This window comes from Clostridium sp. LIBA-8553, from assembly GCF_057782465.1.
Genome location: NZ_CM173489.1, coordinates 3409755 through 3435860, shown reverse-complemented (window position 1 = coordinate 3435860; position 26106 = coordinate 3409755). Strand labels below are relative to the sequence as shown.

The window sequence follows — 26106 nt, the reverse complement described above, 5'->3', positions numbered from 1 at the left end:
ATAAAAAAATAGAAGTACAAGATAAGAAGAAATGAGGATGTTTTTATATGAGCAGATATGCGATACTTGCAAATCCGGGACATAATCGTATCTATTTTGATACAGCACTTAAGATTGCAGTCTCAGAATTAGAAGCAATTTCAGAAGCTTATGATATGGAGATTAATGAGATTGAAGAAGGTGACTTAGGGCTCCCAGCTTCAATATGTTTTAGTACAAATAGAGAGCTTAAGGAAGAAGATTTTAAAGCATTAGGTTTTTCATCAATTTATTATGCTTTATTTGAAATAGTAGAAGGAAATCTATTAAGACCTATTATTGTACCTGATTTTCATACATTCCCAGAGAGTATGGTTCAAATATTAAAATATAATGGGAAGACTAATGAGCAATTTACTAGACTTATGGTAAACCTTGCTTTAAGTGCATGTAAAACTGGAAGTAAAAAGATAACTTTATTTGACCCTATGTGCGGCAAAGGGACAACCTTGTATGAAGGTTTTATAAGAGGGTTTGATGTTAAAGGAATTGAGATAAATGAGCAATGGGCTCAAGAGATTCAAACATATATTGTTAGATTCTTAAAAGAAGGAAAATATAAGCATAAAACACAGAAATCAAAACAATCTGATGCTAGAGGTAAAAAGATTGCTAATGTATTTACTTTAACTGCAGCCTCAGAGAAGGATGCTTTTAACTCAGGAGATGTTCAGTCATTTCAATTGTTTAACTCAGATACTAGAAAAGCAGATCTTCTTATTAAGAAAAAATCATGTGATATTATAATATCTGACTTACCTTATGGAGTGCAGCATGGAAGCAAAAATGATAAAGATTCTCTTATGGAGAGAAGTCCTTTAGGTCTTTTAAAGGAAGCAATTCCAGCATGGCACAATGCTTTAAAGACTAAAGGAAGTCTTGTTTTATCATATAATGAATTTACTATGAAATATGATGATGTAGCAGTAGTTTTAGAGGAGAATGGATTTAAGGTTCTTGATGAAGCACCATATAATAACTATTTACATAGAGTAGATCAATCAATAAATAGAAATTTAATAGTGGCTGTTAAGGCTTAGTAAAAAGAGAATTGTCTAAGACAATTCTTTTTTATTAAAATTAAGATATTCAAGTTAAGAAAGAAGAAATAGTTAGTATTTTATTCAGATGGAAGTGTAATATTAGACTCTTAAATTTAAAAATTAAGGTGTATTTCATCAATTATAAAGGTATAGAGAGATTGGGGTAATTTATCTTATTAAAGCTTAAGATTTGTCATTATTGCTAGACTATGATATTATATAAGCCTATAAGTAAATCCCTATATGTATAAAAGGTTTATGCTTGTTTATACTAAGGAGAATTTAACTAATGAACGGAGGAGATGTAGAATGGATAAATTACCAAATTGCCCTAAATGTAATTCTGAATACACTTATGAAGATGGAACTCTTTTAATTTGCCCAGAGTGTGCTTATGAGTGGACTCCAGGAACTGAAAACGCAGATGAGGATGTATTAGTAGTTAAAGACTCAAACGGAAACATACTTCAAGATGGAGATACTGTAACTATAATAAAGGACCTTAAAGTAAAAGGTGCTTCATCAGCTTTAAAGAAGGGTACAAAAGTTAAAAACATACGTCTAGTTGAAGGTGATCATAACATAGACTGTAAAATAGATGGATTTGGAGCTATGAGCTTAAAATCAGAGTTTGTTAAAAAAATATAATTAATAAAAAAAGGAACATAATAAGATTATGTTCCTTTTTTTTATTTAGGTTATAGTTAGTATTTAAGTATTTTTTTTATAATAAATAATATTTAAGAAAAAGAATCAATTAAATTGTATTTATATATAACATAGTGATTGGTTAAATTAATTAAAATACTATAATTTGAAAACGATATATTAATAAAAATCAATAAAATCACTTTAAAAAGGTTTATTTGTAAACTAATTTTTGATACTATAGTAATTAAGAGTTTAAAAGACTCTCTTTAAATTTGTAATTTAAGATAGAACATAGGGATTGTGTTTAGTTTAACTTTATTAAATGGAGGTGTGTAAATGAAGTGGAGTAATATTTTAAAAGTGTTTAAGAGAGATCTTAAAGCAATAATAAAAAATCCAATAGCACTTTTAATAATAGGTGGGGTATGCTTTATACCATCACTTTATGCATGGATAAATATAGCAGCATGTTGGGATCCTTATGAAAATACAAGTACAGTTCCAATAGCTGTAGTAAATAATGATAAGGGAGCTTCATTCAATGGCAAAGAAATGAATATAGGAGATGAGGTCATTGATGAATTAAAAAATAATCATAATATTGGGTGGAAATTTGTTAATACTAACCAGGCAGATATGGGACTAATAGATGGTACTTATTATGCAATGATAGAAATTCCAGATGATTTCTCAGAGGATTTAACTAGTATTATGTCTGAAAGTCCAAAAAAACCAGAAATAATATATAAAGTTAACACAAAAGCAAATCCTGTTGCTGGAAAAATAACTGAAGTTGCAGAGAGCACTCTTGTAAATGAGATAACATCTAATTTTATAACAACGGTTAACGAGACTGTATTTTCTTCATTAAATGGAGTAGGATATAACATTGATCAAAATAAAGAAAATATAATTAAATTGAAAAATTCTATAATAGCTATAGATAAAAATATGAGTTCTATTAAAAATATGCTTAACAATATAAATAGTAACTCATCAAACTTAAGCACATATTTACAACAAGTGCAGCAAACAATGCCTTCAATAACAAGTGGTTTAAACAATATATCACAAGGGGCAGAGAATACAGGTAATTTAATAAATAGTTCTAAAGAGTCCTTAAATAATACCTTTGATAACATTAGATTAAATTTAACAGAATCAAAAACTTCCTTAGATAAGGTTCAAAATAGTTTAGATGAGCTATCATCAATGGCAAGTGATGCTGGTTCTGCTAAGGCCAGTGCTGCAATAAATAGAGCTATTAGTGAAATTAACAAAGTTGATAATAGTGTTACAGCTGTAATTAACTTCTTAGAGGCTGTTAATAAAACAAATACTAATGATAAGATATCTAATATGATAACTTCATTAAAAGGAGTGCAAACTTCATTAAGTGAAGAAAAAAATAAGCTTAATGACTTACAAAATAAAGTTAATAACGGTCAAGAGGTAGATAAAGGATTAGTTAGTTCAATAAATGATTTAACTAAGCAAATAGAGGGCCAAGTAAGCAATGCAATAAATAGATTTGATAATGATACAAGACCAGCTTTAAACACAATGGCAGATGGACTCGTTAAGGCTACTCAAGGAGCATCAGATTTATTAAATAAAGCTAATGGATTAGTTGATCAAATAAATAATTTATTAAGCACAGCAAACCAAGGAGCTCAACTTGCAAATTCAACATCAGAGAAGCTTAAAGATAGTTTAGATGAATTTTCAGGGGTTATAAGTGAGTTAAGTTCTAAGCTTCAAAATGTTAGCGATGATGAACTAGGAAAAATAGTAAGCATTCTTCAAAGCAATCCAGCGTTTATGGGAGAGTTTATTGCGAACCCATTCAATATAAAAGTTGATGCAATATATAAAGTTGCAAACTATGGATCAGGGATGGCACCTATATATTCAGTTCTAGCACTATGGGTTGGTTCATTAATATTAATATCTCTATTAAAAACAGAATCAGCCAAATTTGAAGGTAGTGAGAATATTAATTTAAGAGAAAAACATTTTGGAAAGATGTTAACCTTCGTAAGTTTAGGAATAATACAAGGATTTATAGTAGCTTTTGGAGATAAATTCCTTTTAGGAGTTCAAACAGTTAATACAGCATTATTAATATTTATATCAATGTTTGCATCAGCTATATTTACTATAATCGTATTTACTCTTATGTCAGTATTCGGAAACTTAGGTAAAGCCTTAGCTATTATACTTATGGTTTTACAATTAGCAGGAAGTGGTGGATCATATCCTATACAAGTTGACCCATTATTCTTTAGAATAATTCAACCAGCATTCCCATTTACCTATGCTATATCAGGATATAGAGAAGCTATAGCTGGACCTTTAGTAAGTACTGTAATCTTAGATTTTATTGTCTTAGCTTTAATGGGCTTAGCATTTATACTTTTAGGATATCTGTTAAAAGGACCTTTAAATGCTAAAGTTAGAAAGTTTGAAGAGAGTTTTGAGAAATCTGGAATAGCAGAATAAGCTGTATTTTAAGAGGTGAAATATGAAGAAAATTTTTAAAATCTTTAGAAGAGATTTAAGAAATACAAGAAAAAATCCAGCGGCTTTAGCAGTAGTCATTGGGTTATGTATAATACCATCTCTTTACGCATGGATTAACATTAAAGCATGTTGGGATCCTTATGTTAATACAGGAAATTTACCAGTTGCCGTTGTCAATAATGACAAGGGCGCTGTGGTAAATGGTAAAGAGGTAAATGTAGGTAATGATATAATAGATGAACTTAAAAAAAATAATGCTATAGGATGGCAGTTTGTAGATAGTTGGCAAGGAAATTATGGATTAAATGAAGGTAAGTACTATGCAATGATTGAGATACCTTCAAACTTTTCAGAGGGATTAACAAGTTTAACTACAGGAAATCCTCAGAAACCAGATATAATATATAAGGTAAATGAGAAGACAAATGCCATAGCAAACAAAATAACAGATGTTGCTAAGGATGAAGTTACGAAAGAAATAAAATCTAACTTCGTCGATACAGTAAACAAAGAAGCTTTCAACCTTTTAAATCAATTAGGTGGAAAACTAGAGAGTAATAAACCAGAAATATTACAGATAAGAGATACTTTAGAAAGTGCCAATAGTAGCTTAAAAGAGATTCAAGACTTTGTTCAAAAAGCTAATGGTGATTCAAAGAATTTAAGTACTTACTTATCTAATGTTAAAAGTGATTTACCAAAGGTAACTGAGCAAATAAATAACTTACAAAATACTGTTGAGGCAAGTAAGAGTTTAATAACATCAACTCAACAAACAGTTAGTTCGGTTTCAAATAGTTTTAGTAGCGACGTTATAACAATGCAATCAATGAATCAAGAGTTACAAAGCTTACTTACAAAGCTTAAGGAATTAAGCACATCTATGGATAATTCAAAAATGATTGAGACTGTAGATAAATTAGTTAAATTAACAGATTCATTAAATAAAGTTATAACTAGTAATATAGAATCATTAGAAAAAATTAATGCAGTGAAACCAAATGATGCAATAAGCAATTTAATAAATAAATTAAATAAAACAAAAGATTTAGTAGCAAGTGAAAGAGAACAATTAGTTGCTTTAAAAACAGCTTTATCAAATAATGAGAGTAAAGAAAACATAGCTAAAGCAATAGATTCAATTTCAACTGTAAGCAATGAAATAAGCTCATCTTTAGTGAATGTTTCAAATAGTTTTTATAGCAATGGTATGCCGGCTTTAAATATTATAGGAGATTCATTAAAGGGTGGATTAAATACTGCAAATTCAGTATTAGAGACAACAAAAATTGTTGTTCCTCAATTAAATGCCTTAGCTACATTTGGAATTGCTAGTAGTGATGTTGCTAGCCAACAAGCTGATCAAATAACGAGTAAACTTAGCGAATTCCAAGATGCAATAAGTCAATTAATAGAAAAAACTTCGGATTTAACAGAGGAAAATTTAAATAATATAATTGATATTATGAGTAAGAATCCTGAGGAAATAGCTTCATTTATATCAGCTCCTATATCTGTTAAACAGGAAGATGTATATGATGCAGGAATATTTGGAGTAGGTCTTACACCTTTCTATACTACTTTAGCGATTTGGGTTGGTTCATTATTACTTACATCGTTATTAACAGCTGAATGTGAAGATTTTGAGGACGGAACAAAGCTTAATATTCTTCAAAAACACTTTGGTAAGATGTTATTATTCCTAGTAATATCATTAATTCAATCAGTAATAATTGTTTTAGGAGATATGTTCATATTAGGAATACATCCAGTAAATGTGCCATTAATGTTTGGTTTCGCTATAATTAGTTCCATAGTGTTTACAGTTATAATATTTACACTGGTATCACTGTTTGGAAATATAGGTAAGGCAATAGCCGTAGTTATAATGGTATTCCAAGTAGCAGGGGCTGGTGGTATTTATCCAATACAAACAAATCCTAAAATATTTGGAGTGCTACAGCCATTATGGCCATTTACTTATGCTATAGATGGATTTAGGGAAGCTATAGCAGGTCCAATATGGGATACAGTGGCAAAAGATATGAAAGCATTGGGTATATTCTTATTAATATTCCTTGTTTTATGTGTTCTTAAAAAGCCATTCCACAAAATAACTGAATTTGTAGATCACAAATTTAGAGAATCAGGATTATAGAGTGAAAAGAGTAAAGAGTTAATCTTTACTCTTTTTTTGTTTTAAAAAAATCTCAGTAAATTATAATTAACAAGGAATATATGGTAAAATAAAACAAGGAAAACATTTATTGTTAACAAGAGGTTTTTTTATGGGGAGAAAAGAAAAATGCTTATATAAGCAAGTTGGTATAGAGTATAAAGATATTATTGATGTTAGAGAAATAGGATATTATACTACACCAGCATTTGTTGCAAGATATATAGGAAAAAGGATTATGGAAGTAAACAATCAAGGAAAAACATTATTTGATCCATGTTGTGGAAAGGAAGAACTAACAGATTATTTTAGTGATTTAGGAATAAAAACAATTGGCATGGATTTAATAAAATATAAGAAATATTATAGATGTGAATTTAAAAAGGAGAACTTTATTAAGTACTATTGTCTTAATAAATATAAAGATGAATGGGATTATGATTATTATATTGCTAATCCACCATATAATTGTCATGAAGTAAACTTCATAAGGGATAATAAAGATAAGTTAAGAGAGTACTTTGATGAGGTCGGAGTACATAACATGTATAGCATGTTTATTGCGGCAATAATAGACAAAGCAAAAGAAGGCGCCGTTATTGGTATTATTACTAATGATTCTTTTTTTACAGCAAAAAATCATAAAGGACTTAGAAAGAAGATAATTAAGGAATGTTCTATACAAGAAATAACTATGTGTCCTAGAGAGCTTTTTTATACACAGGGGGCTGATGTCAGGACAAGCATACTGATTTTAAGAAAGGGAACTAAGTATCAAAAAGATATTATTGTAAACAATAGGTCAAAATCCTTGGAAGAGTTTAAGGAATTATTAATGAAAGATACTGAAAAAGAAGAAAAAGAAAGACACTATAGCTTAGATGAAATTATACTGCATAACCAAAAGGATAATTTAGAGTTTATAATAGAGTGTCCTAATGATATAAGAAAATTATTTAATAATACTAGATTAGGAGAAAAATTTAGGTGTGTAACCGGAATTTCTACAGGAAATGATAGAGAATATTTATCTAAATACAAGGAAAATGAATTTAATATTCCTTTTTACAAAAATCCAGGAAAGGATAAGTTTTATACAGATAGAGAGATATATCTTCATGAAGATTTTTTAGAAATAGAAAAAAGAGTTTCGAATTTTAATGTTAGAAATAAAGAAATGTTATATAAGGGTGGAATAACATGTTCATCTATGGGTGTTTCTTTTAATGCTTGTATATTGCCAAAAGAAGCTACTTTTGGAGTTAATCCTAATATAATATGTGAATCGGAGGATGTTTGGTGGTTATTAGCCTACTTAAATTCATCTCTAGTAACTTATCTTGTCAGAGGGGTATTAATAAGAGGCAACATGATAACTTCAGGCTATGTATCTAGGATACCGCTTTTAAATTTTACTAAAGATAAAAAAAACAAGCTTATATATTTAGCAAAAAAAGCGTACAAGCTTAGACAAAAAAACTCTAATATAGAAGAAGAGTTAGATGCCATAGATGAAATAGTTAATCATGTTGCCCAAATATCAGAAAAGTCTAAGGCACTTATTTTAGAATTTAAAAAATATTTAGTTAAAGTCACTTAGTTTAGTCTAGTTTTATATGACAGTAACCATTAGGATTCTTTTTTAGGTATTTTTGATGATATTCTTCAGCTTTATAGTAGTTTTCTAATGGTTTAACTTCTGTTACTACTTTTTTAGAATAAGACTTTTGGATTTCCTCTTTGCTATCTAAAATAGCTTTTAAGTCTGATGGAGTAACATAGTAAATACCGGTTCTATATTGGCTCCCAACGTCATTTCCTTGTTTATTCAATGATGTTGGATCTATTATTGTCCAAAACTTACCTAATAATTCTTTAAGAGATATTATATTCTCATCATAAGTTACAAGGCAAACCTCAGCAAAATAGGTATTTTTAGTACATATTTCTTCATAAGTTGGGTTTTTAGTACGACCATTGGCATAACCAACTTCTGTGTTTATTACACCATTAATTCTTGATAGAAATTCTTCTACACCCCAAAAACAACCACCAGCTAATATAATTTTTTTCATAATAAATCACCTCTATAAATTATTGATTTAAAGTAGGAGTAATATTGGTTATATAGTGTGTAAAAACCTAGTAATATTATTCAATTGTTTTTATTATTTTAGCTGGATTTCCACCTACTACTACGTTATTAGGGACATCTTTAGTCACAACTGCTCCAGATGCTATAACAACATTATTTCCTATAGTAACGCCTGGGTTTATAGTAGCATGTCCTCCTATCCAAACATTATCACCTATTGTTATAGGCTTACCAAATTCAGATTTTTGCCTTTCGATAGGATCTATTGGATGAGTTGCTGTATAAAGATGAACACCAGGGGCAAGGAAACAGTTTTCTCCTATTGTAATTTTACAAACATCAAGCATAACACAATCAAAATTTGCATAGAAATTGTCGCCTACTGATATGTTATATCCATAATCACATTTAAAGTTAGGTTCTATATATATTTTTTCACCAGTTGAACCAAATAGCTCTTTTAAAATATTACTTCTTTCTTTAAATACTTTATCAGCATCTTCTTCATTATCAGGAAGATCTAAATTATTGAATTTTTGAAATAAAATTCTTGCTCTAAATCTACCTTTAGTTAACTCGTTATCTTGAGGATCATAAGGTAATCCCGCTATCATTTTTTCCTTTTCTGTCATAGTCATATATAATTCCTCCATAGTATATTCTCAAGTTCATTTTAGCAATAACTTATGTATTTTTCACCATTTAGGCATAAATATAGTTAAAAATTCATATAATGAATAGCTAATATTATTTTTTGAGGTGTTAGGAAATGTTTGATCCTAAAATGTTAAATTTAGAATTTAGAAATGGAATTAAAGATGAAAATCCAATAGATGGGAGAAAGTATACATTAGTTCATAGTGATGAAACAGGGGAATTGTTTCTGACAACAGCATTAACATATGCATATGATAAAGTGAACTTAATGAGAAGAGATGAAGTTTTTGGTGACTGGAAGAGAATAGATGATAGATTTATTTTAAAGGTATATGTTTATGTTGATGGAATGGGTGGTAGAGAAGAAGCTGCAAAGAGAAATATGATTTTTAGAAAGGAGTTGCCTTTAGCTTTATCAGCAATAAGATATGGTGATAGAAAGTTCTTAGAAGATCATAATGAATTATTAAATAGCAGCGTAATAGTAAGATTCATATCTGCTTATGAAGAGTTTAATAAAGTTGAAAACTATGGAACCATTAATGATTATAGTGTTAGAATGGAGTCTAATAACAATATGGAAAAGACTTATATGGAAGAAAGTATTTTTAATGATAAGGATCCTTTAGTAAATGAATTTATAGTTACTCTTTTAAATCCATACATCAAGGAAGAGATTATAAAGTTATATAAAAACGATATGTATTATTGTTTGAAAGATGTACAAGTTTTAGAGCTAATTAAGGCTAGAACAGATAATAAATGTGAATTTAATTATAAAATTTATATTGGAGTTAAAGTTGGGGAAGTGCAACCAGTATATAATAATCTTATAATTGAATTTTTAGTAACACCTAATAAAGTTACAACTATAAGCGTTAAAAACCCTAGATAAATAAAATTTAATGTTTAAATTTTATAATAATATTGCAAATATCAATTTAATACACTATAATTGGTTTTAAATTAAAAAATGAGTATATATCTTTTATTAAGAATGGTGGAGGGACTGGCCCTATGAAGCCTAGCAACAGCTGATTATCATAAATCAGAATTGTGCTAAATCCTGCAAGGAGAAATCCTGAGAGATAAGAGATTATAGAGAGATTTGTGTGATTTTTTATTATGCATTTAGAGCTATTTCTTTGTCTTAAGGACTAAGAAATAGCTTTTATTTTTGGGGATAATTATTTAATAAAAGAGAATGAGCTAAGAAGAAGGGGGCTTTAAAATGAGTAAAAATTTTAGTAAGGATACATTATGTATAAGAGGAGGATTTAATCCTAAAGCGGGAGATCCAGTAACACAGCCATTAGTACAAAGTACATCATATAAGTTTGAAAGTTGTGATCAAGTAGCTAATCTTTTTGATTTAAAAGAGGCTGGACATATATACACCAGAATAAGTAATCCAACAGTTAGCAATTTAGAAGAAAAATTTTTGGCACTAGAAGGTGGTGTAGGTGCAGTATCAGTATCGTCTGGACAATCTGCAGTATTATTAGCCGTTTTGAATATTTGTAAGGCTGGAGAACATATAGTAGTTTTATCAACTGTTTATGGAGGAACATTTAATCTTTTAGGAACTACTTTAAAAAATTTAGGTATAGAGGCTACTTTTATATCACCAGATTGTAGTGAAGAGGAGTTGGAAAAAAGTATAAAGGATAATACTAAGCTTATAATTGGGGAAAGCTTAGGAAATCCGTCTTTGAGAGTTTTAGATATGAAAAAATTCTCTAAGGTTGCTAAGTCAAATAGAATTCCATTAATAATTGATAATACAGTTGCAACATCATATTTATTTAACCCTCTAGAGCATGGAGCTAATATAGTTATTCATTCAACTAGTAAGTATTCAGATGGTCATTCATTAGCTCTTGGCGGAATAATTGTTGATGGAGGAAACTTTAATTGGGATAATGGAAAGTTTTCATGTTTGGTTGAACCAGATGAAAGTTATCATGGTCTTAAGTATGTTGAAACTTTTGGGGAAGCGGCTTATATAACTAAGCTTAGAGTCACCTTACTTAGAGATTTAGGATGCACAACAAGTCCATTTAATGCTTACTTAACCAATATAGGTTTAGAAACATTACATCTTAGAATGGAAAGACATAGTTCAAATGCTTTAACATTAGCTAGATTCTTGGAAAAAAATGAAAATGTAACTTGGGTTGACTATCCTCTTTTAGAATCTCATAAAGATTATGATCTAGCTAGAGAATACTTTACGAAGGGTGCTTCTGGTCTTTTATCTTTTGGAATAAAAGGAGGAAGAGAGGCTGCTAAGAAGTTTATAGATAACTTACAGTTAGCTCAGTTAGTAGTTCACTTAGGAGATGTTAGAACTACTCTTTTACATCCAGCTAGTACAACACATAGACAGCTTTCTTCAGAGGATTTAATAAAAGCAGGGGTAACTGAAGATTTAATTAGGGTTTCTGTGGGAATAGAAGGAATAGAAGATATAATAAAAGATTTTGAGCAAGCTTTTAGTAAATTAGGTGATGAATAAATGAGTTTATTTTTTAAATCATTAGAACTTGAGGGGATAAAAATATTAGGTTTTAATGAGGTATTCTCTCAGAAGGAGTGCAAAAAGAAGAGAAAAAGAATAGGGGTTTTAAATTTAATGCCAGTAAAAGGAGAAACAGAGGCTCACATATTAAATATGCTATATAAGTGTGGAGAAGATTTAGATATTGATTTTATAAGGCTAGAATCACATAAATCAAAACATACCTCTGAAGAGTATTTAGAGAAAAACTATACAACCTTTAATGAGGTTAAGAAAGAGTTAGATGGAATGATTATGACTGGGGCTCCTTTAGAGAAGTTAGACTTTAGTGAAGTGTTATATATTAAAGAGTTAATTGAGATTTTGGATTACTTAAGAAAATATGGGAAGAAAACTCTATATATTTGTTGGGGAGCACAGGTAGCCTTAAGTCATTTTTATGGAATTAGAAAAGTTGTTTTAGATAACAAAGTTTTTGGAGTTTTTTCACATGAAATACTTCAAGAAGAAGATATTTTAAATGGAATAGAAAATGGATTTAAGGCACCACATTCAAGATATTCAACTTTAAATAAGGAAGATGTTTTAAAAAATAAAAATATTGAGGTTTTGGCTGAAAATGAGCTAGGGGAATTTAGCTTTTTAAAAGGAAAAAATAATGATTACTATATATTAGGACATTTAGAGTATGGTAAAGATGTGCTAAAAAAGGAGTATTTAAGAGATAAAGCTAAAGGAGAATTTATAGAGGTTCCTACAAATTATTTCCAAGGAAATGATGAAAGTAAGGATATAATATTTTCTTGGGAAAAAACTGCTGAAAGAATATATAAGAATTGGATTCAGAGTATAGCATTTAATTAAGCAATAAGCATATTTTAAGGGGGAATATTTTATGAAGAGTATAAAAATTGCATTACTTGGGCTAGGTAATGTGGGCAGTGGAGTTTGGAAGATATTTAATGCTAATAAAGAGGAGATTGTGAAACGGTCAGGTTACAATATTGAAATTAGCAAAATATTAGTTAGAGATATCAATAAGAAGAGATGTGTTGATGTTCCAAAGGAACTTTTAACTACAGACTATAATGATATTTTGAGTGATGATGATATTAAGATTGTTGTTGAACTTATTGGGGGAATAGAACCAACTAAAGAATATATAATTAACGCCATGAGAAGAAAAAAACATATAGTGACTGCTAACAAAATGTTATTAGCAATCCAAGGAGATGAGCTGTATGAGATTGCGGATAAAGAGGGTGTAGGGTTAAATTATGAAGCAAGCGTTGCGGGAGGAATTCCTATAATAGCTGGGATAAATGAGAGCTTGACTGCCAATAAGATAGAAAGTCTTTATGGAATAATAAATGGAACCACAAATTATATTTTAACTAAGATGCAGTTTGAGGGAAGTAGCTTTGAGGAGGCATTAAAAGAGGCGCAAGAAAAAGGATATGCGGAAGCAGATCCAACATCAGATATAGAAGGGTATGATGCGCAATACAAACTATCAATATTAGCATCACTAGCTTTTGGAACAAAGATAAATACAGAGAATGTATATAGAGAGGGAATAACAGGAATAACAAAGAGTGATATTGAGTGTGCAAACCAATTTGGGTATGTAATAAAATTATTAGGAATTATTAAGGAGGTAGAAGGTGAATTAGAACTTAGAGTTCATCCAACAATGATTCCTAAAAGACATCCTTTAGCTAACGTTCATGATTCATTTAACGCTGTGTTTGTTAAGGGAAACGCTGTGGGAGATTTAATGTTTTATGGAAAGGGAGCAGGAGACTTGCCTACAGGAAGTGCAGTTGTAAGTGATATAATTTCAATACTTAGAAACAATATAAGCTTAGAAGCAGAGGGGTTAGTAACAAAGAATAACCTTTGGGTTAGAGAAACAAGAAGTTTTGATGAAATAAAAAGTAAGTATTATATGATGATATCAGTTGAAGATAAAATAGGAGTTTTAGGAACTGTAACTAATGTATTTGGAAAGAGTAATGTGAATGTTAAGTCTATTGCTCAAATAGAGGTCGAAAATAATTTTATAAAGTTAGTATTGACTACTCATGAAACTAAAGAAGAAAATATAAACCAAGCAATTAGAAGATTGGAACGATTAGAGGAAATTTGTACAGTTCATAATGTTATAAGAATAGAAGATTTTTAAATATAAAAAAGAGATTGCCATAATGACAATCTCTTTTAATTTCTAAAATAATAAGTGTGCTACAAGAGCTATAACTGGCAGTGTAACTATTGTTCTCATTAAGAAAATCATAAATAACTCTTTTAGGTTTAGTGGAATTTTTGATCCTAAAATAACACTTCCAACCTCTGATAAGTATATAAGTTGAGTTACAGAAACAGCAGCTACTACAAATTTAGTCATATCACTAAGAATAGTTTTTGATGCTATAACTGATGGTAAAAACATATCTGCAAATCCTACTATAACAGTTTGAGAAGCAGCAGCAGCTTCAGGAATTCCTAATACTTTAAATAAAGGAATGAAAGGAACTCCAAGCCATTGAAATACAGGAGTATATTCAGCCACCATAAGAGCTAATGTACCCATTGCCATAACTACAGGTAAAACTCCTATCCACATTTCAATTACGTTTTTAATCCCATCAGAGAAGAATTTCTTTATACTACTTTCATTTTGAGCTTTTTCAACAGCTTTAGCTAATCCAAAGGTAAATGGAGTAAATCCTTCTGGTACATTTTCAACATTCTTAGGTTCTATATTATTGTAATAAGCATCTGGTTTCTTGCTAAGAGGCCAAATTCTTGGAAGAATTATGGCAGCAACTACACCGGCAAGAGTAACCGTTAAATAGAATGGAATAAACATATTCTCTAATCCAACTTGTGATAAAACAACAAAGCTAAATGTTATTGAAACAACTGAGAACATTGTACTAACTATACAAGCTTCTCTTTCTGTATAAAAACCTTCTTCATATTGTCTTGAAGTAAGCAATACTCCAATAGTTCCATCACCTAACCAAGAAGTCATACAGTCAATTGATGAACGACCTGGTAATTTGAATAATGGTCTCATTACTTTAGTAAGTAGGGCACCACAGAATTCTAATAAACCGAAATTTAAAAGAAGTGGTAGGAATAATCCTGCAAAGAAGAATACAACTATAAGTGTTGGTAATAGGTCATTTAATATAAATGCACCTGTTGACTCAGATGTTACTATTTCTGGTCCTATTCCAGTAAAAGCTGATATTATAAACAATCCACCTAATAATCTTCCTATTGCCCAAATCCAATTAACATTTAATAATGAGTTTAAAAATTCATTCTCTATTATAAATTTTGGTTTGAATGCTTTAGTTAATATTGTTAATGAAGCAGCTATTGCAACAACTATTGTTGATAATATAGGTAAATAATCTCCAATTATTCCTTTAAGTTTAGTTGTAAGAAATGCTACGGGTATTGTTATATTTCCACCATCGTTTATAGGAACCATAAAAAGAATTACACCTAATAACGACGGAATTATGAACTTTAGTAAATCAGACGATTTATATTTAGTTTTCAAATTTAGTCCCCCTTTTATGAATAAATCAATTAGTACAAGCTTTATTATACATAATATTATGCATAAATTCAATGAAAATATGCATAAAAATAATGAATATTGTATAAATATTCAAAAAACTGGCCGATATATACAAAATTTACCTTGTTAAATAGTTTTATTAAATGTGTAACATAGGTTACCGAGTTTAAAGTGTGACGAGGATATAATTGTAAATGTAAGGTAACGAAAGAGTTGCCAAGTAAAAAAGAATTTACATATAAAGAATCTTAAAAAAGAATTTACATATAAAGATAAAGAAAATGGAGGAATTTAAAATGAGTATGTTTTGTTTTCAATGCCAAGAAACAGCAGGATGCAAAGGCTGTACTGTAAGAGGAGTTTGTGGAAAAACTGAAGATGTAGCAAAAATTCAAGACCTTTTAATTTTTGTTACTAAAGGTTTAGCTACAGTAGCTAATGAAGGAAGAAAAGTAGGAATAGTAGATAAGAAAATAAATAGAATGATAATAGATAACTTATTTATAACTATTACTAATGCTAACTTTGATTTTAAAGCAATAGAAAAAAGAGTTAAAGATACTTTAGCAGCAAGAGAAGAATTAAAAGAAAGAGTACAAGCTAAAGGTGGAAATCCAGTTGGAGCAGACTTCAAAGGATGTGCAACTTGGACAGCTACAACTAGCGAAGAAATGATGGCAAAAGCTTCAGAAGTAGGAGTTTTAGCTACAGAAAACGAAGATATAAGAAGCTTAAGAGAACTTATAATGTATGGATTAAAAGGATTAGCAGCATACATGGAACATGCTATGAACTTAGGACATGATAAAGAAGAGGTTCATGCATTTATGGCAGAAACTTTAGTTAAAATATTAGACGATTCATTAAGTGCAGATGAATTAACTGCTTTAGCTTTAGAAACAGGAAAATTTGGTGTTGATGGAATGGCATTATTAGATGAAGCTAATACTTCAACTTATGGTCACCCAGAAATAACAAAGGTTAATATAGGAGTTAGAAATAATCCAGGAATATTAATATCAGGACATGACTTAAAGGATTTAGAAATGTTATTAGAGCAAACTGAAGGAACTGGAGTAGATGTTTATACTCATGGTGAAATGTTACCAGGACACTACTATCCAAAATTCAAAAAATATGCTCACTTTGCAGGAAACTATGGTAATGCATGGTGGTTACAAAATAAAGAGTTTGCATCATTCAATGGACCAATATTAATGACTACAAACTGTATAACACCAGTTCAAGATTCATACAGAGGAAGAATCTTTACAACAGGTGCTGTAGGTTATGAAGGATGTACTCATATAACAGCTGATGAAAATGGACATAAAGATTTCTCACAAATAATAGAGTTAGCTAAGACTTGCAAAGCTCCAACAGAGATAGAAACAGGAGAAATCGTAGGTGGATTTGCTCATAACCAAGTTCTTGCTTTAGCAGACCAAGTAGTAGATGCTGTTAAATCAGGAGCTATAAGAAGATTCTTCGTAATGGCAGGATGTGACGGAAGAGCTAAATCAAGAGATTACTATAGAGAATTCGCTGAAAAATTACCAAAAGATACTGTTATATTAACAGCTGGATGTGCTAAATATAAATATAACAAATTACCACTTGGAGATATCAACGGAATTCCAAGAGTTTTAGATGCAGGACAATGTAATGACTCATACTCATTAGTTGTAATAGCTTTAAAACTTGCTGAAGTATTTGGAACAGACAGTGTAAATGAATTACCAATAAGCTATAACATAGCATGGTATGAACAAAAAGCTGTAATAGTATTATTATCATTATTACACTTAGGAGTTAAAAACATTCATTTAGGACCAACTCTACCAGCATTCTTATCACCAAATGTAGCTAAAGTTTTAGTTGAAAACTTTGGTATTGGTGGAATCACAAACGTAGAAGATGATATGAAAATGTTCCTAGGAGAATAATAGTCAATAGAAAAAATATAGATTTGATATTTAATATTATTTACATTAATAAAGAAAAAAGACTAACATATGTATGTTAGTCTTTTTTCTTATTGTTTGAGTTTTGGCTTGAATTATTGTTTGAATTATTGTTTGAATTATTGTTTGAATTATTGTTTGCTTTAGCTTTTAAGCTATCAAAATAGGCAAAACTAGAAGCATATACTACTATGTTAGAGCCTAAAGCAATGAGAAAATCACCTAAAACATTAAGCTGGTCAACGTTATATCTAGTAGAATAATCTTTAGCTATTAGAATGCAGAGAAGATTAAGTTGATCTGGAGATAAGTTGAAAAGTTCCATGTAATACGCTCCTAAATGTATATATAACTATTATATATAAAAAATCTCTTATTGATTATCAATAAGAGATTTTAATTTATAATTTAAAGCTATATTTGAGTTGCATGAAGTATAAAATATATTAAAAAGATTGCCGATATAACGTACATAGGGATTGAAATGTCTTTATACTTCTTTGTTGCTAACTTACAAATAGGATAAGCTATAAATCCAAAAGCAATACCATCAACTATACTAAATGTTAAAGGTATTATAGTTAAGGTAATGAATGAAGGAAATGATTCTGTAAAGTCTTCAAAGTTTATTGAAACTATATTTTGAATCATTAATCCTCCGATTATTATTAATACTGGTGCTATTGCTGCATTTGGAATAAGTGATATAACTGGTATAAAGAAGATTGATATTAAGAATAATAATCCTGCAAATATAGCAGTTAAACCTGTTTTACCACCAGCAGCTATTCCAGCACTACCTTCTACAGTTGAAACTGAAGGGCTAGTACCGCAAATACCACAAATTATAGTGGTAAAAGCAACAGCATTAAGAGCCTTTTGTCTTTTACTAGGTTGTTTTAACATACCATCAATTTGTCCATGAAGTAATCCTATATTCTCAAATACTAAAACCAAAGTTAGTGAGAATGTTGCAATCCAGAATGTAACTGAAGATATTTCACTAAAATCAGCTGACATAAAGACTTCTTTGTATTCTTTGAAATTAGGTAGTGAAAATTGGAAGCTTGATAAATCAACGATTCCAAATAATATTGATATTACAGTTCCAGATAAAATTCCTATTAAGAATGAACCTGGTACATTTTTTATAAATAAAATTAGCATTATTATCATAGTTATGAAGAAAACAATAACTTCTTTAGATGAAATATCACCTAATGCAACAAGTGTTGAACTGCTTCCTACTACTAGACCGGCTTTTTGTAATCCTAAGAAAGTAATAAAGATACCAATTCCAACAGTTATTGCTTCTTTCAATGAGTTCGGTATTGAGCTAGTCAGAATTTCTGCTAAAGGTGTAACCGCTACCACAATGAACAATAATCCAGCTACTATAACAGATGCTAGAGCTTGTTGGAAAGTAAGACCCATAGTAGTTACTATAGTATATGTAAATAGTGCATTAATACCCATACCAGGCATTATAATAAGTGGAGCATTACTTAGTAGTGCAACTAGTACACATCCAATTAATGATGCTAAAACTGTAGCTATTATAAGAGGTTCAACAGGGACACCTCCATCACTAAGTATGCTAGCATTTACTACAATTATATAAACTGCAGCAAAAAATGAGGTAAGACCAGCAAGTAATTCTGTTCTTATATTTGTTTCATGTTCTTTAAGTTTAAAAAAGTTTTTCATCCTTTCTCCTTTTCAAAAAATAGCGCCCTCACCCACCCACATCATAGATGCAAGTGTTATTATATCACATGTTAAACGTTTAATAAAGATTTTTTGGATAAAGGTTTACAGAAAAAAGCTTGACAATTAAGTAAAAAACATAATAATTGTTTTATTAAGGATTTTTTAGAGAGGAACTTTTTATGAAAAAAACAGTTTTAATAACAGGAGCCACTAGCGGGATTGGATATGAATTTTCTAAGATATTTATAGAAAATCAATATAATGTAGTTTTAGTAGGAAGAAATTTAGAAAAATTAAGAGAATTAGAAGCGTTCTCGATGAAAAAATCTGTAAGGGGTTACATATATAAGGTTGACCTTAGTATTAATGAAAGTATAGATAGTTTATATAAAAAAATAAAAGATGATGTAGGAAGAGTGGATATACTAATTAATAATGCTGGTATAGGATTCAATGGAAAATTTAATGAAATAGATTGGCAAAAGCAGTTAGATGTAATAAACGTAAATATTATAAGTTTAACAAAATTAACGAAATTGTTTTTAAAAGATATGATAGATCAAGGAAGTGGAAAAATCTTAAATGTTGCATCTACGGGAGCATATCAACCAGGTCCTTTAATAGCTGTTTATTATGCAAGCAAGGCATATGTTTTATCCTTTTCAGAAGCCCTTAGAGAAGAAGTTAAAGATAAAGGGGTTGATGTGATTACATTGTGTCCAGGAGCAACAAAAACTGACTTTTCAAAGAGAGCAGGAAAAGGAGATTTAGATGTGGCAATGAGTGCCGAGGAAGTTGCTGAAATAGGATATAAAGCTTTAATGAAAAATAAGGCTATATGTATTCCAGGTTTCATGAATAAGATATTAGTTTTCTTATCTAAGATTGCTCCAACAACTTTAAATGCAAAAATAGTTAAGAAAATACAAAGTAAGGCTATAAGTAAAAAATAATTGAGAATAATAAGCTTATAAATAATTGAATTAAAATTAAATGTTATATTAAGGAGGAAATTATTTATGAGTAATGAAAATTTATTCCCAAGACAATTCCCAATTCAAAATCAAAGTGTTCATCCAGGAGTAGAGAGTGAGATGAATCCTCTACCTATATATGAGCTACCTGAGTATATAAACGATGGAAAAAGACTTAAGGATAAGGTAGCTATAATTACTGGAGGAGATAGTGGTATAGGAAGGGCAGTAGCTTTAGCTTATGCTAGAGAAGGTGCGAAGGTTTGTATCATTTATTTAACAGATAAAGAAGATGTAGATGCAAATAAAACTAAGGAACTTATTGAAAGGATAGGAGCTGAGGTATTAGTTTTAAAGGGTGATATATCCAAAATTGAATTCTGCAATGAAAGTGTCAAAAAGGTTATTGATAAGTGGGGAAAACTAGATATATTAGTTAATAACGCTGCTGTTCAACATGATTCTAAGACTTTAGATGATATAGGACCAGAGCAGTTTGAAAATACATTTAAAGTAAATGTTTTTGGAACCTTTTATATGACTAAAGCTGCTTTAAAACATATGGAGTGTGGAGCTAGCATAATAAATACAACTTCTATTGTTGCTTATAGAGGAAATGAGACTCTTCTTGATTATTCATGTACAAAGGGAGCACTAACAACATTAACAAGAACTCTATCATCTATGCTTGTTCCACAAGGAATAAGAGTAAATTCAGTTGCTCCAGGTCCTATATGGACACCTCTTATACCTTCAACTATGGGTGGTGGAAAGGTTGCTAACTTTGGAAGTGACTCTCCTATGGGAAGAGCTGGTCAGCCAGTAGAATTAGCGGGAGCTTATGTTTTCTTAGCTTGTAATGAATCATCATACATATCAGGTATAACAATACATATAAATGGTGGAGAAATTATAAATGGGTAGTTTCACGATTTAAAATATTAGAATATAATATACTTATAATTTAAGGAAGAAAATATATTTGTAAATAAAAAAGGGGGAAACCTACAAATGAGAAAAACATTAAAAGATAGTAAGAGGATAGTTGTTAAGGTTGGAACTTCTACACTAACTTATGAGAATGGAAGTACGAACTTAATGAGAATAGAGAAGCTATCTAGAGTGATTTCTGATATATGCAACATGGGAAAAGAAGTTGTTCTTGTTTCATCAGGAGCTATTGGGGTTGGTGTTGGAAAACTTAGACTTGAGAAAAAACCGGAAAGTATAAGAGAAAAACAGGCCGTTGCGGCTGTTGGACAATGTGCTTTAATGCATATATATAATAAGTTCTTTGGGGAGTATAGTCACGTTGTAGCACAAGTTCTTTTAACTAGAGATGTATTAGAAAATGAAAGAATGAAAAATAATGTATGTAATACCTTTGATACTCTATTAGAAAAAGGAATAATACCAATAGTTAATGAAAATGATGCTATTTCAATTGACGAAATAGAGAATATATTAAATTTTGGAGATAATGATAATCTTTCTGCTATAGTTGCTACTTTAGTAAAAGCAGATACATTAATAATATTATCTGATATAGATGGATTCTATGATTCAGATCCAAGAACTAATAAAGATAGCAAAATGCTTAAAGAAATTTATGAAATAACTCCAGAGATAGAAGAGTGTGCAGGTGGAGCTGGAAGTAATAGGGGTACAGGTGGAATGATAACTAAGCTTTCAGCTGCTAAAGTAGCAACAAACGAAGGAATAGATATGATTTTAGCAAATGGAGAAAATCCAGAAATATTAGTAAACATATTAAATGGTGAAGATATAGGAACTATGTTTGTTGCTAAAAAGGGGGAATAAAATATGAATAATGAACTTATTATAAAAGGTAAAAAAGCAAAAGAAGCTTCTTATGAACTTTCTGTAGCATCTACTAATGAGAAGAATAATGGACTATTAAAAATAAGTCAAGCATTAGTAAAAAGATGTAATGAAATATTAGAAGAAAACCAAAAAGATCTTCAAAAGGCTATTGAAAAAGGAACATCTAATGCAATGTTAGATAGATTAAAACTAGATGAGGAAAGAGTTAAATCTATAGCCAATGCTGTTGCAGATGTTGTTAAGTTAGATGATCCAATAGGAGAAGTTACATCAATGTTTAAGAGACCTAATGGTCTTAGAATAGGAGTTCAAAGAGTTCCATTAGGGGTAGTTGGAATAATATATGAAGCAAGACCTAATGTAACTGCTGATGCTGCTGCTTTATGCTTAAAAACAGGAAATGCTGTTATTTTAAGAGGAGGTAGTGAGGCTATAAATTCTAATTTGAAAATAGTTGAAATTATAAGTGATGCTTTAAAGGAAGTTGGACTTCCAGAAGGCTCAGTTCAAATATTAGAAGATACTTCAAGAGAAACTGCTACAGACTTTATGAGATTAAATGATTATTTAGATGTTTTAATTCCAAGAGGAGGAGCAGGGCTTATAAAAGCCGTAGTAAATAATGCCACTGTTCCAGTAATAGAAACTGGTGTTGGAAACTGTCATATATATATAGATGATGAAGCTGATATAGATATGGGAGTGAATATAATAGTAAATGCTAAGACATCAAGACCTGCTGTATGTAATGCTGCTGAAAAATTATTAGTTAATGAGAAAATTGCGGAAGAGTTCTTACCAGTAGCAATAAAAGCTCTAAGAGAAAAGGGTGTTGAAATAAGAGGTTGTGAGAAAACTAAAACAATAGTTAGTGATATAAATGAGGCAACAGAAGAAGATTGGGGAAAAGAATATTTAGATTATATTCTTGGAGTTAAGGTTGTTAAAGATTTAGATGAAGCTATAGAACATATAAATAAATATGGAACAAAGCATTCAGAGTCAATAGTAACTAAAAACTACTTTAATTCAGAGAAGTTCCTTCAAAGAATTGATGCTGCTGCAGTATATGTAAATGCTTCAACAAGATTTACTGATGGTGGAGAATTTGGTTTTGGAGCTGAGATTGGAATAAGTACACAAAAGCTACATGCTAGAGGTCCAATGGGACTTAAGGAATTAACAACAAATAAGTATATAATTTATGGAAATGGACAAATAAGATAAATTATAAAAGGGCTTTTTAAATTAAAGCCCTTTTGTTTTATAAAATCAATAACTTTTTACTAAATAATTAACTTTTAAATATTGTATAATATTTATAAATATTTTTTTATAAATATTAATATATGATAATAATTATTTAATGGTGTAAAAGCTTTTAAATTTTAAAGTTATAATTTTCTAATTGGAGGCTTTAGATGAGAAAAATCGATGATGTTTTAAAAGCGGTTATTTTACTCGAAGAAAAAGAAGATAGGGGAGTAACAGCAAGTGAAGTTGGTGAATATCTAAATTTAGATAGAGCAAATGTAAGTAGATATTTAAACAAATTATATAAAGAAAATAAAATTAAAAAAATAGAGGGAAGACCTGTCCTTTATAAATTAGGAAAAGATGAAGAAGAAATTGAGAAAGATATTAAGATTATCGAGAATGACAAAGAGCCTCAAGAAGAAAAATTAGGTATCGAAGTTGAGAATAGTTTAGATAATTTAGTTGGAGCAAATCAATCCCTACAAATTCCTATTCAACAAGCCAAGGCGGCTATACTTTATCCACCTTCAGGATTACACACTTTAATTTTAGGGGAAACTGGTGTTGGTAAATCTATGTTTGCAGAAGCAATGTACTCTTTTGCAAAGGAATCTCATGTTTTAAATGAAAATTCTCCTTTTATAAGATTTAACTGTGCAGATTATGCAGACAACCCTCAGCTGGTTATAGCACAAATCTTTGGAGTTAAAAAAGGTGCATTTACAGGTGCTGATAGAGATAAGGATGGATTGTTAAAAAAGGCTAACGGCGGTATTTTATTTTTGGATGAAATACATAGACTTTCTCCACAGGGGCAAGAGATGTTATTTACATTCATAGATAAAGGTGTTTTTAGACCGTTAGGTGAAACAGATAAACAGGAAGAAGTTAGGGTTCAGATAATAGCGGCCACTACAGAGGATCCGAAATCATATCTATTACAGACTTTTACTAGAAGAATTCCTATGACAATAGTTTTACCTCCTTTAAGAGAAAGAACTATTAAGGAAAGATATGAGCTTTTAGAAGAATTTATAAAAGCTGAATCACTAAGACTAAAATCAAGTATATATATAAATAAGAATGCATTAATATCCTTTTTATTATATGATTGTTCAAATAATATAGGGCAATTAAAGAGTGATATTCAATTATCATGTGCAAAAGCATTTCTAAATTATAAATTTAATAAGAAGAAATATATAATAATAGAGCAATCAGACCTTCAAGCTACAGTTAAAAAGGGAATAATGAAGCTTAAGGAAAATAGAGAGGAAATAAACAGACTATTTGATGGAGTTGAAGATGTATTACGCTTTTCCTATAAGGAAAACTTAAATAACAAAAATTTAAGTAGTGAAAAGAAGGAAGAGGGGGAGTCATTTTATGAGACTATAGAAAATAAAATAGATAATTTAAAAGATAAAGGTGTTAAAGAAGAAGAAATAACAGATATCTTAAATGTTGATATAGAAGAGTATTTCAGAAAGTATATGAAAAATCTAAAAGGCAATTTTCGAAAAGATGAGATATTAAAAATTGTTGATAGTAGAATTGTTGAAATTGTTGAGAAAATATTGGCATATGCTTCAGAAAAATTAGATAGAGAATATGATGATAAAGTTTATTATGGGTTGGCTCTTCACCTTCAAGGAAGTATAGAACGTATTATCAATGGAAATAAAATTTATCATCCAAAGCTTAATAGCATAAGAGCAGATTATAATAAGGAATTTATTGTTGCTATGGATGTTGTTAAGATGATTGAAGATGAGTTTGGTGTTCAAGTATCTTTAGATGAAATAGGATATATAACAATGTTCTTAGCGGCTGATTCAGATACTGTTAACAAAAAAGATAATCGTAAAGTTGGAGTTTTAGTAATAATGCATGGAACAAGTACTGCTAGTTCTATGGCTGAGGTTGCTAATACTTTAATTGGTGAAAATCATGTTGAAGCTTTAGATATGCCTTTATCTATGAAAGCAGAGGATATGTTTGAAAATGTAAAAAAGAAGACTAAAGAGATTGATAGAGGTAAAGGTGTTTTAATTTTAGCTGATATGGGGTCTTTAGTTAACTTTGGTGAGATTTTAAAAGAAGAATTAAATATTAAGATTAAAACTGTAGATATGGTAAGTACGCTTTCTGTAATAGAAGCAGGAAGAAAAGCCTTAAGTGGAAGAGATCTAGAATCAATATATCAATCATGCATAGATATAAATAAATATGGTGTAAGAAGTGATAAAACGGAAGAAGATAAGAAAGAAATAGCTATAGTTACAACTTGTTTTACAGGTGAAGGGTCAGCTGAAAGATTAAAGAAAATAATAGGTGAAAAACTTCATAATATAGATAACGTAAATATAATTCCTTTAGATATTTTAGATAAGGAAAAATTCTTTAAAAAATTAGAGTCTGTAAGAAGAGACTATATTGTATCGGCTATAGTTGGAACTGTTAATATGTTTGTTGAGGATATACCATTTATATCTGCAGCTGAAATATTTACTGATAAGGGTATAGAAAGATTAGATGATATAGTTGATAGAGAGAGCGATTTTAATAAAGTATGCGAATCTTTAAAAACACAAATTAAAGATATTAATTGCTATAACCTAGTAAATGATATAAGAACTTTTATAAATAATGTAGAAAATAGCTTAGATATGAAAGTTGAACCTGCTGCAGAAATAGGAATATTAATGCATATTTCTTTCTTAGTTGATAAGTTAAGAAAGAATGGTAAAGAAACAATGTTTAATGGATTAAATGAATATAGAGCTAAACATAATAAAGAGTTCATTATGGTAAAAAGAGCATTAAAAATAATAGAAGTTGATTACAGTATAAATATAGGTGACAATGAAATTGCTTATATAATTAAGATGATATTAAATAATAGAGTGTAGACTTTAGTTAGTGTGCTAAATTATAAAAAGTGTGTATAGTGTGTACACACTTTTTTTTATGTGTTAAACTATTCAGAAATGGCATGAATACTGGGTTTTATAAATAATTTTAAAATTAAAAATAACACAGAAAAGTTGGCA

General features: G+C 29.7%; 20 protein-coding genes and 1 riboswitch. Of the genes, 15 read left to right on the top strand and 5 right to left on the bottom strand.

What is annotated here, in order from left to right; genetic code table 11:
- The first annotated feature begins 47 nt into the window (after window positions 1-47).
- The 5 genes from AC2JAQ_RS15605 to AC2JAQ_RS15585 all read left to right on the top strand — a co-directional run bounded on the left by AC2JAQ_RS15605 (window position 48) and on the right by AC2JAQ_RS15585 (window position 8032).
- A complete protein-coding gene (locus AC2JAQ_RS15605) occupies window positions 48-1079 on the top strand; it encodes a TRM11 family SAM-dependent methyltransferase (RefSeq protein WP_488457196.1) in 1032 nt (343 codons plus the stop codon).
- 312 nt (window positions 1080-1391) lie between these two features.
- Window positions 1392-1730: a zinc ribbon domain-containing protein YjdM gene (locus AC2JAQ_RS15600; RefSeq protein WP_488457195.1), complete on the top strand. Its 339-nt coding sequence runs from the start codon at window positions 1392-1394 to the stop codon at window positions 1728-1730.
- A gap of 339 nt (window positions 1731-2069) precedes the next feature.
- Window positions 2070-4235 (top strand): YhgE/Pip family protein, encoded by a 2166-nt coding sequence (locus AC2JAQ_RS15595; protein ID WP_488457194.1) that lies wholly within the window; start codon window positions 2070-2072, stop codon window positions 4233-4235.
- A 22-nt stretch (window positions 4236-4257) separates the two neighbouring features.
- Window positions 4258-6414, top strand: coding sequence for a YhgE/Pip family protein (locus tag AC2JAQ_RS15590; protein ID WP_488457193.1), 2157 nt, complete (start codon window positions 4258-4260; stop codon window positions 6412-6414).
- 130 nt (window positions 6415-6544) lie between these two features.
- Window positions 6545-8032 (top strand): N-6 DNA methylase, encoded by a 1488-nt coding sequence (locus AC2JAQ_RS15585; protein WP_488457192.1) that lies wholly within the window; start codon window positions 6545-6547, stop codon window positions 8030-8032.
- Between the two features lies 1 nt (window position 8033).
- On the opposite strand, the gene msrA is transcribed toward AC2JAQ_RS15585, so the two are convergent.
- Together msrA and AC2JAQ_RS15575 are read right to left on the bottom strand one after the other, a co-directional pair.
- Entirely contained in the window at window positions 8034-8507 is a 474-nt protein-coding gene (msrA, locus tag AC2JAQ_RS15580; RefSeq protein ID WP_488457191.1) for a peptide-methionine (S)-S-oxide reductase MsrA, read from the bottom strand.
- 76 nt (window positions 8508-8583) lie between these two features.
- On the bottom strand, window positions 8584-9165 hold the full coding sequence (locus tag AC2JAQ_RS15575; protein WP_488457190.1) for a sugar O-acetyltransferase: 582 nt from the start codon (window positions 9163-9165) through the stop codon (window positions 8584-8586).
- A gap of 131 nt (window positions 9166-9296) precedes the next feature.
- Here AC2JAQ_RS15575 and AC2JAQ_RS15570 point away from each other — a divergent pair, with 131 nt between their 5' ends.
- The 4 genes from AC2JAQ_RS15570 to AC2JAQ_RS15555 all read left to right on the top strand — a co-directional run bounded on the left by AC2JAQ_RS15570 (window position 9297) and on the right by AC2JAQ_RS15555 (window position 13890).
- The gene (locus AC2JAQ_RS15570) at window positions 9297-10079 is read left to right on the top strand and encodes a staygreen family protein (protein WP_488457189.1); all 783 of its coding nucleotides are present in this window, start codon (window positions 9297-9299) and stop codon (window positions 10077-10079) included.
- A gap of 90 nt (window positions 10080-10169) precedes the next feature.
- A riboswitch (SAM riboswitch) is annotated at window positions 10170-10279 on the top strand.
- A gap of 136 nt (window positions 10280-10415) precedes the next feature.
- Complete coding sequence (locus AC2JAQ_RS15565; protein WP_488457188.1) at window positions 10416-11702, top strand: O-acetylhomoserine aminocarboxypropyltransferase/cysteine synthase family protein; 1287 nt, start codon at window positions 10416-10418, stop codon at window positions 11700-11702.
- Window positions 11703-12569, top strand: a complete 867-nt coding sequence (locus tag AC2JAQ_RS15560; RefSeq protein ID WP_488457187.1) for a homoserine O-acetyltransferase/O-succinyltransferase family protein — start codon at window positions 11703-11705, stop codon at window positions 12567-12569. It begins immediately after the preceding gene.
- 31 nt (window positions 12570-12600) lie between these two features.
- The gene (locus AC2JAQ_RS15555; protein ID WP_488457186.1) at window positions 12601-13890 is read left to right on the top strand and encodes a homoserine dehydrogenase; all 1290 of its coding nucleotides are present in this window, start codon (window positions 12601-12603) and stop codon (window positions 13888-13890) included.
- A gap of 42 nt (window positions 13891-13932) precedes the next feature.
- Here AC2JAQ_RS15555 and AC2JAQ_RS15550 read toward each other — a convergent pair whose 3' ends face one another.
- On the bottom strand, window positions 13933-15282 hold the full coding sequence (locus AC2JAQ_RS15550) for a YjiH family protein (protein WP_488457185.1): 1350 nt from the start codon (window positions 15280-15282) through the stop codon (window positions 13933-13935).
- A 317-nt stretch (window positions 15283-15599) separates the two neighbouring features.
- On the opposite strand from AC2JAQ_RS15550, the gene hcp reads away from it, so the two are divergent.
- A complete protein-coding gene (gene hcp, locus AC2JAQ_RS15545) occupies window positions 15600-17249 on the top strand; it encodes a hydroxylamine reductase (RefSeq protein WP_488457184.1) in 1650 nt (549 codons plus the stop codon).
- A 76-nt stretch (window positions 17250-17325) separates the two neighbouring features.
- On the opposite strand, the gene AC2JAQ_RS15540 is transcribed toward hcp, so the two are convergent.
- Entirely contained in the window at window positions 17326-17592 is a 267-nt protein-coding gene (locus AC2JAQ_RS15540; RefSeq protein WP_488457183.1) for a hypothetical protein, read from the bottom strand.
- Between the two features lie 89 nt (window positions 17593-17681).
- Window positions 17682-18974 carry an NCS2 family permease gene (locus AC2JAQ_RS15535; RefSeq protein ID WP_488457182.1) on the bottom strand — a complete coding sequence of 431 codons (1293 nt, stop codon included), beginning with the start codon at window positions 18972-18974 and terminating at the stop codon, window positions 17682-17684.
- A 182-nt stretch (window positions 18975-19156) separates the two neighbouring features.
- Between AC2JAQ_RS15535 and AC2JAQ_RS15530 the strand changes: the two genes are divergently transcribed.
- From AC2JAQ_RS15530 to AC2JAQ_RS15510, 5 genes are all read left to right on the top strand, one after another.
- Window positions 19157-19930, top strand: coding sequence for an SDR family NAD(P)-dependent oxidoreductase (locus tag AC2JAQ_RS15530; protein WP_488457181.1), 774 nt, complete (start codon window positions 19157-19159; stop codon window positions 19928-19930).
- A gap of 66 nt (window positions 19931-19996) precedes the next feature.
- Entirely contained in the window at window positions 19997-20875 is an 879-nt protein-coding gene (locus AC2JAQ_RS15525) for an SDR family oxidoreductase (RefSeq protein ID WP_488457180.1), read from the top strand.
- Window positions 20876-20962: 87 nt separating this feature from the next.
- Window positions 20963-21772 carry a glutamate 5-kinase gene (gene proB / locus AC2JAQ_RS15520; RefSeq protein WP_423239623.1) on the top strand — a complete coding sequence of 270 codons (810 nt, stop codon included), beginning with the start codon at window positions 20963-20965 and terminating at the stop codon, window positions 21770-21772.
- 3 nt (window positions 21773-21775) lie between these two features.
- Window positions 21776-23023, top strand: a complete 1248-nt coding sequence (locus AC2JAQ_RS15515; protein ID WP_488457179.1) for a glutamate-5-semialdehyde dehydrogenase — start codon at window positions 21776-21778, stop codon at window positions 23021-23023.
- 194 nt (window positions 23024-23217) lie between these two features.
- A complete protein-coding gene (locus AC2JAQ_RS15510) occupies window positions 23218-25965 on the top strand; it encodes a sigma-54-dependent transcriptional regulator (RefSeq protein ID WP_488457178.1) in 2748 nt (915 codons plus the stop codon).
- Window positions 25966-26106: the final 141 nt, after the last annotated feature.

Excerpts from the sequence above, each read along its gene's own strand:
- AC2JAQ_RS15605 (WP_488457196.1), top strand. The coding sequence starts at position 48 with ATGAGCAGATATGCGATACTTGCAAATCCGGGACATAATCGTATCTAT.
- AC2JAQ_RS15600 (WP_488457195.1), top strand. The coding sequence starts at position 1,392 with ATGGATAAATTACCAAATTGCCCTAAATGTAATTCTGAATACACTTAT.
- AC2JAQ_RS15595 (WP_488457194.1), top strand. The coding sequence starts at position 2,070 with ATGAAGTGGAGTAATATTTTAAAAGTGTTTAAGAGAGATCTTAAAGCA.
- AC2JAQ_RS15590 (WP_488457193.1), top strand. The coding sequence starts at position 4,258 with ATGAAGAAAATTTTTAAAATCTTTAGAAGAGATTTAAGAAATACAAGA.
- AC2JAQ_RS15585 (WP_488457192.1), top strand. The coding sequence starts at position 6,545 with ATGGGGAGAAAAGAAAAATGCTTATATAAGCAAGTTGGTATAGAGTAT.
- msrA (WP_488457191.1), bottom strand. The coding sequence starts at position 8,507 with ATGAAAAAAATTATATTAGCTGGTGGTTGTTTTTGGGGTGTAGAAGAA.
- AC2JAQ_RS15575 (WP_488457190.1), bottom strand. The coding sequence starts at position 9,165 with ATGACTATGACAGAAAAGGAAAAAATGATAGCGGGATTACCTTATGAT.
- AC2JAQ_RS15570 (WP_488457189.1), top strand. The coding sequence starts at position 9,297 with ATGTTTGATCCTAAAATGTTAAATTTAGAATTTAGAAATGGAATTAAA.
- AC2JAQ_RS15565 (WP_488457188.1), top strand. The coding sequence starts at position 10,416 with ATGAGTAAAAATTTTAGTAAGGATACATTATGTATAAGAGGAGGATTT.
- AC2JAQ_RS15560 (WP_488457187.1), top strand. The coding sequence starts at position 11,703 with ATGAGTTTATTTTTTAAATCATTAGAACTTGAGGGGATAAAAATATTA.
- AC2JAQ_RS15555 (WP_488457186.1), top strand. The coding sequence starts at position 12,601 with ATGAAGAGTATAAAAATTGCATTACTTGGGCTAGGTAATGTGGGCAGT.
- hcp (WP_488457184.1), top strand. The coding sequence starts at position 15,600 with ATGAGTATGTTTTGTTTTCAATGCCAAGAAACAGCAGGATGCAAAGGC.
- AC2JAQ_RS15540 (WP_488457183.1), bottom strand. The coding sequence starts at position 17,592 with ATGGAACTTTTCAACTTATCTCCAGATCAACTTAATCTTCTCTGCATT.
- AC2JAQ_RS15535 (WP_488457182.1), bottom strand. The coding sequence starts at position 18,974 with ATGAAAAACTTTTTTAAACTTAAAGAACATGAAACAAATATAAGAACA.
- AC2JAQ_RS15530 (WP_488457181.1), top strand. The coding sequence starts at position 19,157 with ATGAAAAAAACAGTTTTAATAACAGGAGCCACTAGCGGGATTGGATAT.
- AC2JAQ_RS15525 (WP_488457180.1), top strand. The coding sequence starts at position 19,997 with ATGAGTAATGAAAATTTATTCCCAAGACAATTCCCAATTCAAAATCAA.
- proB (WP_423239623.1), top strand. The coding sequence starts at position 20,963 with ATGAGAAAAACATTAAAAGATAGTAAGAGGATAGTTGTTAAGGTTGGA.
- AC2JAQ_RS15515 (WP_488457179.1), top strand. The coding sequence starts at position 21,776 with ATGAATAATGAACTTATTATAAAAGGTAAAAAAGCAAAAGAAGCTTCT.
- AC2JAQ_RS15510 (WP_488457178.1), top strand. The coding sequence starts at position 23,218 with ATGAGAAAAATCGATGATGTTTTAAAAGCGGTTATTTTACTCGAAGAA.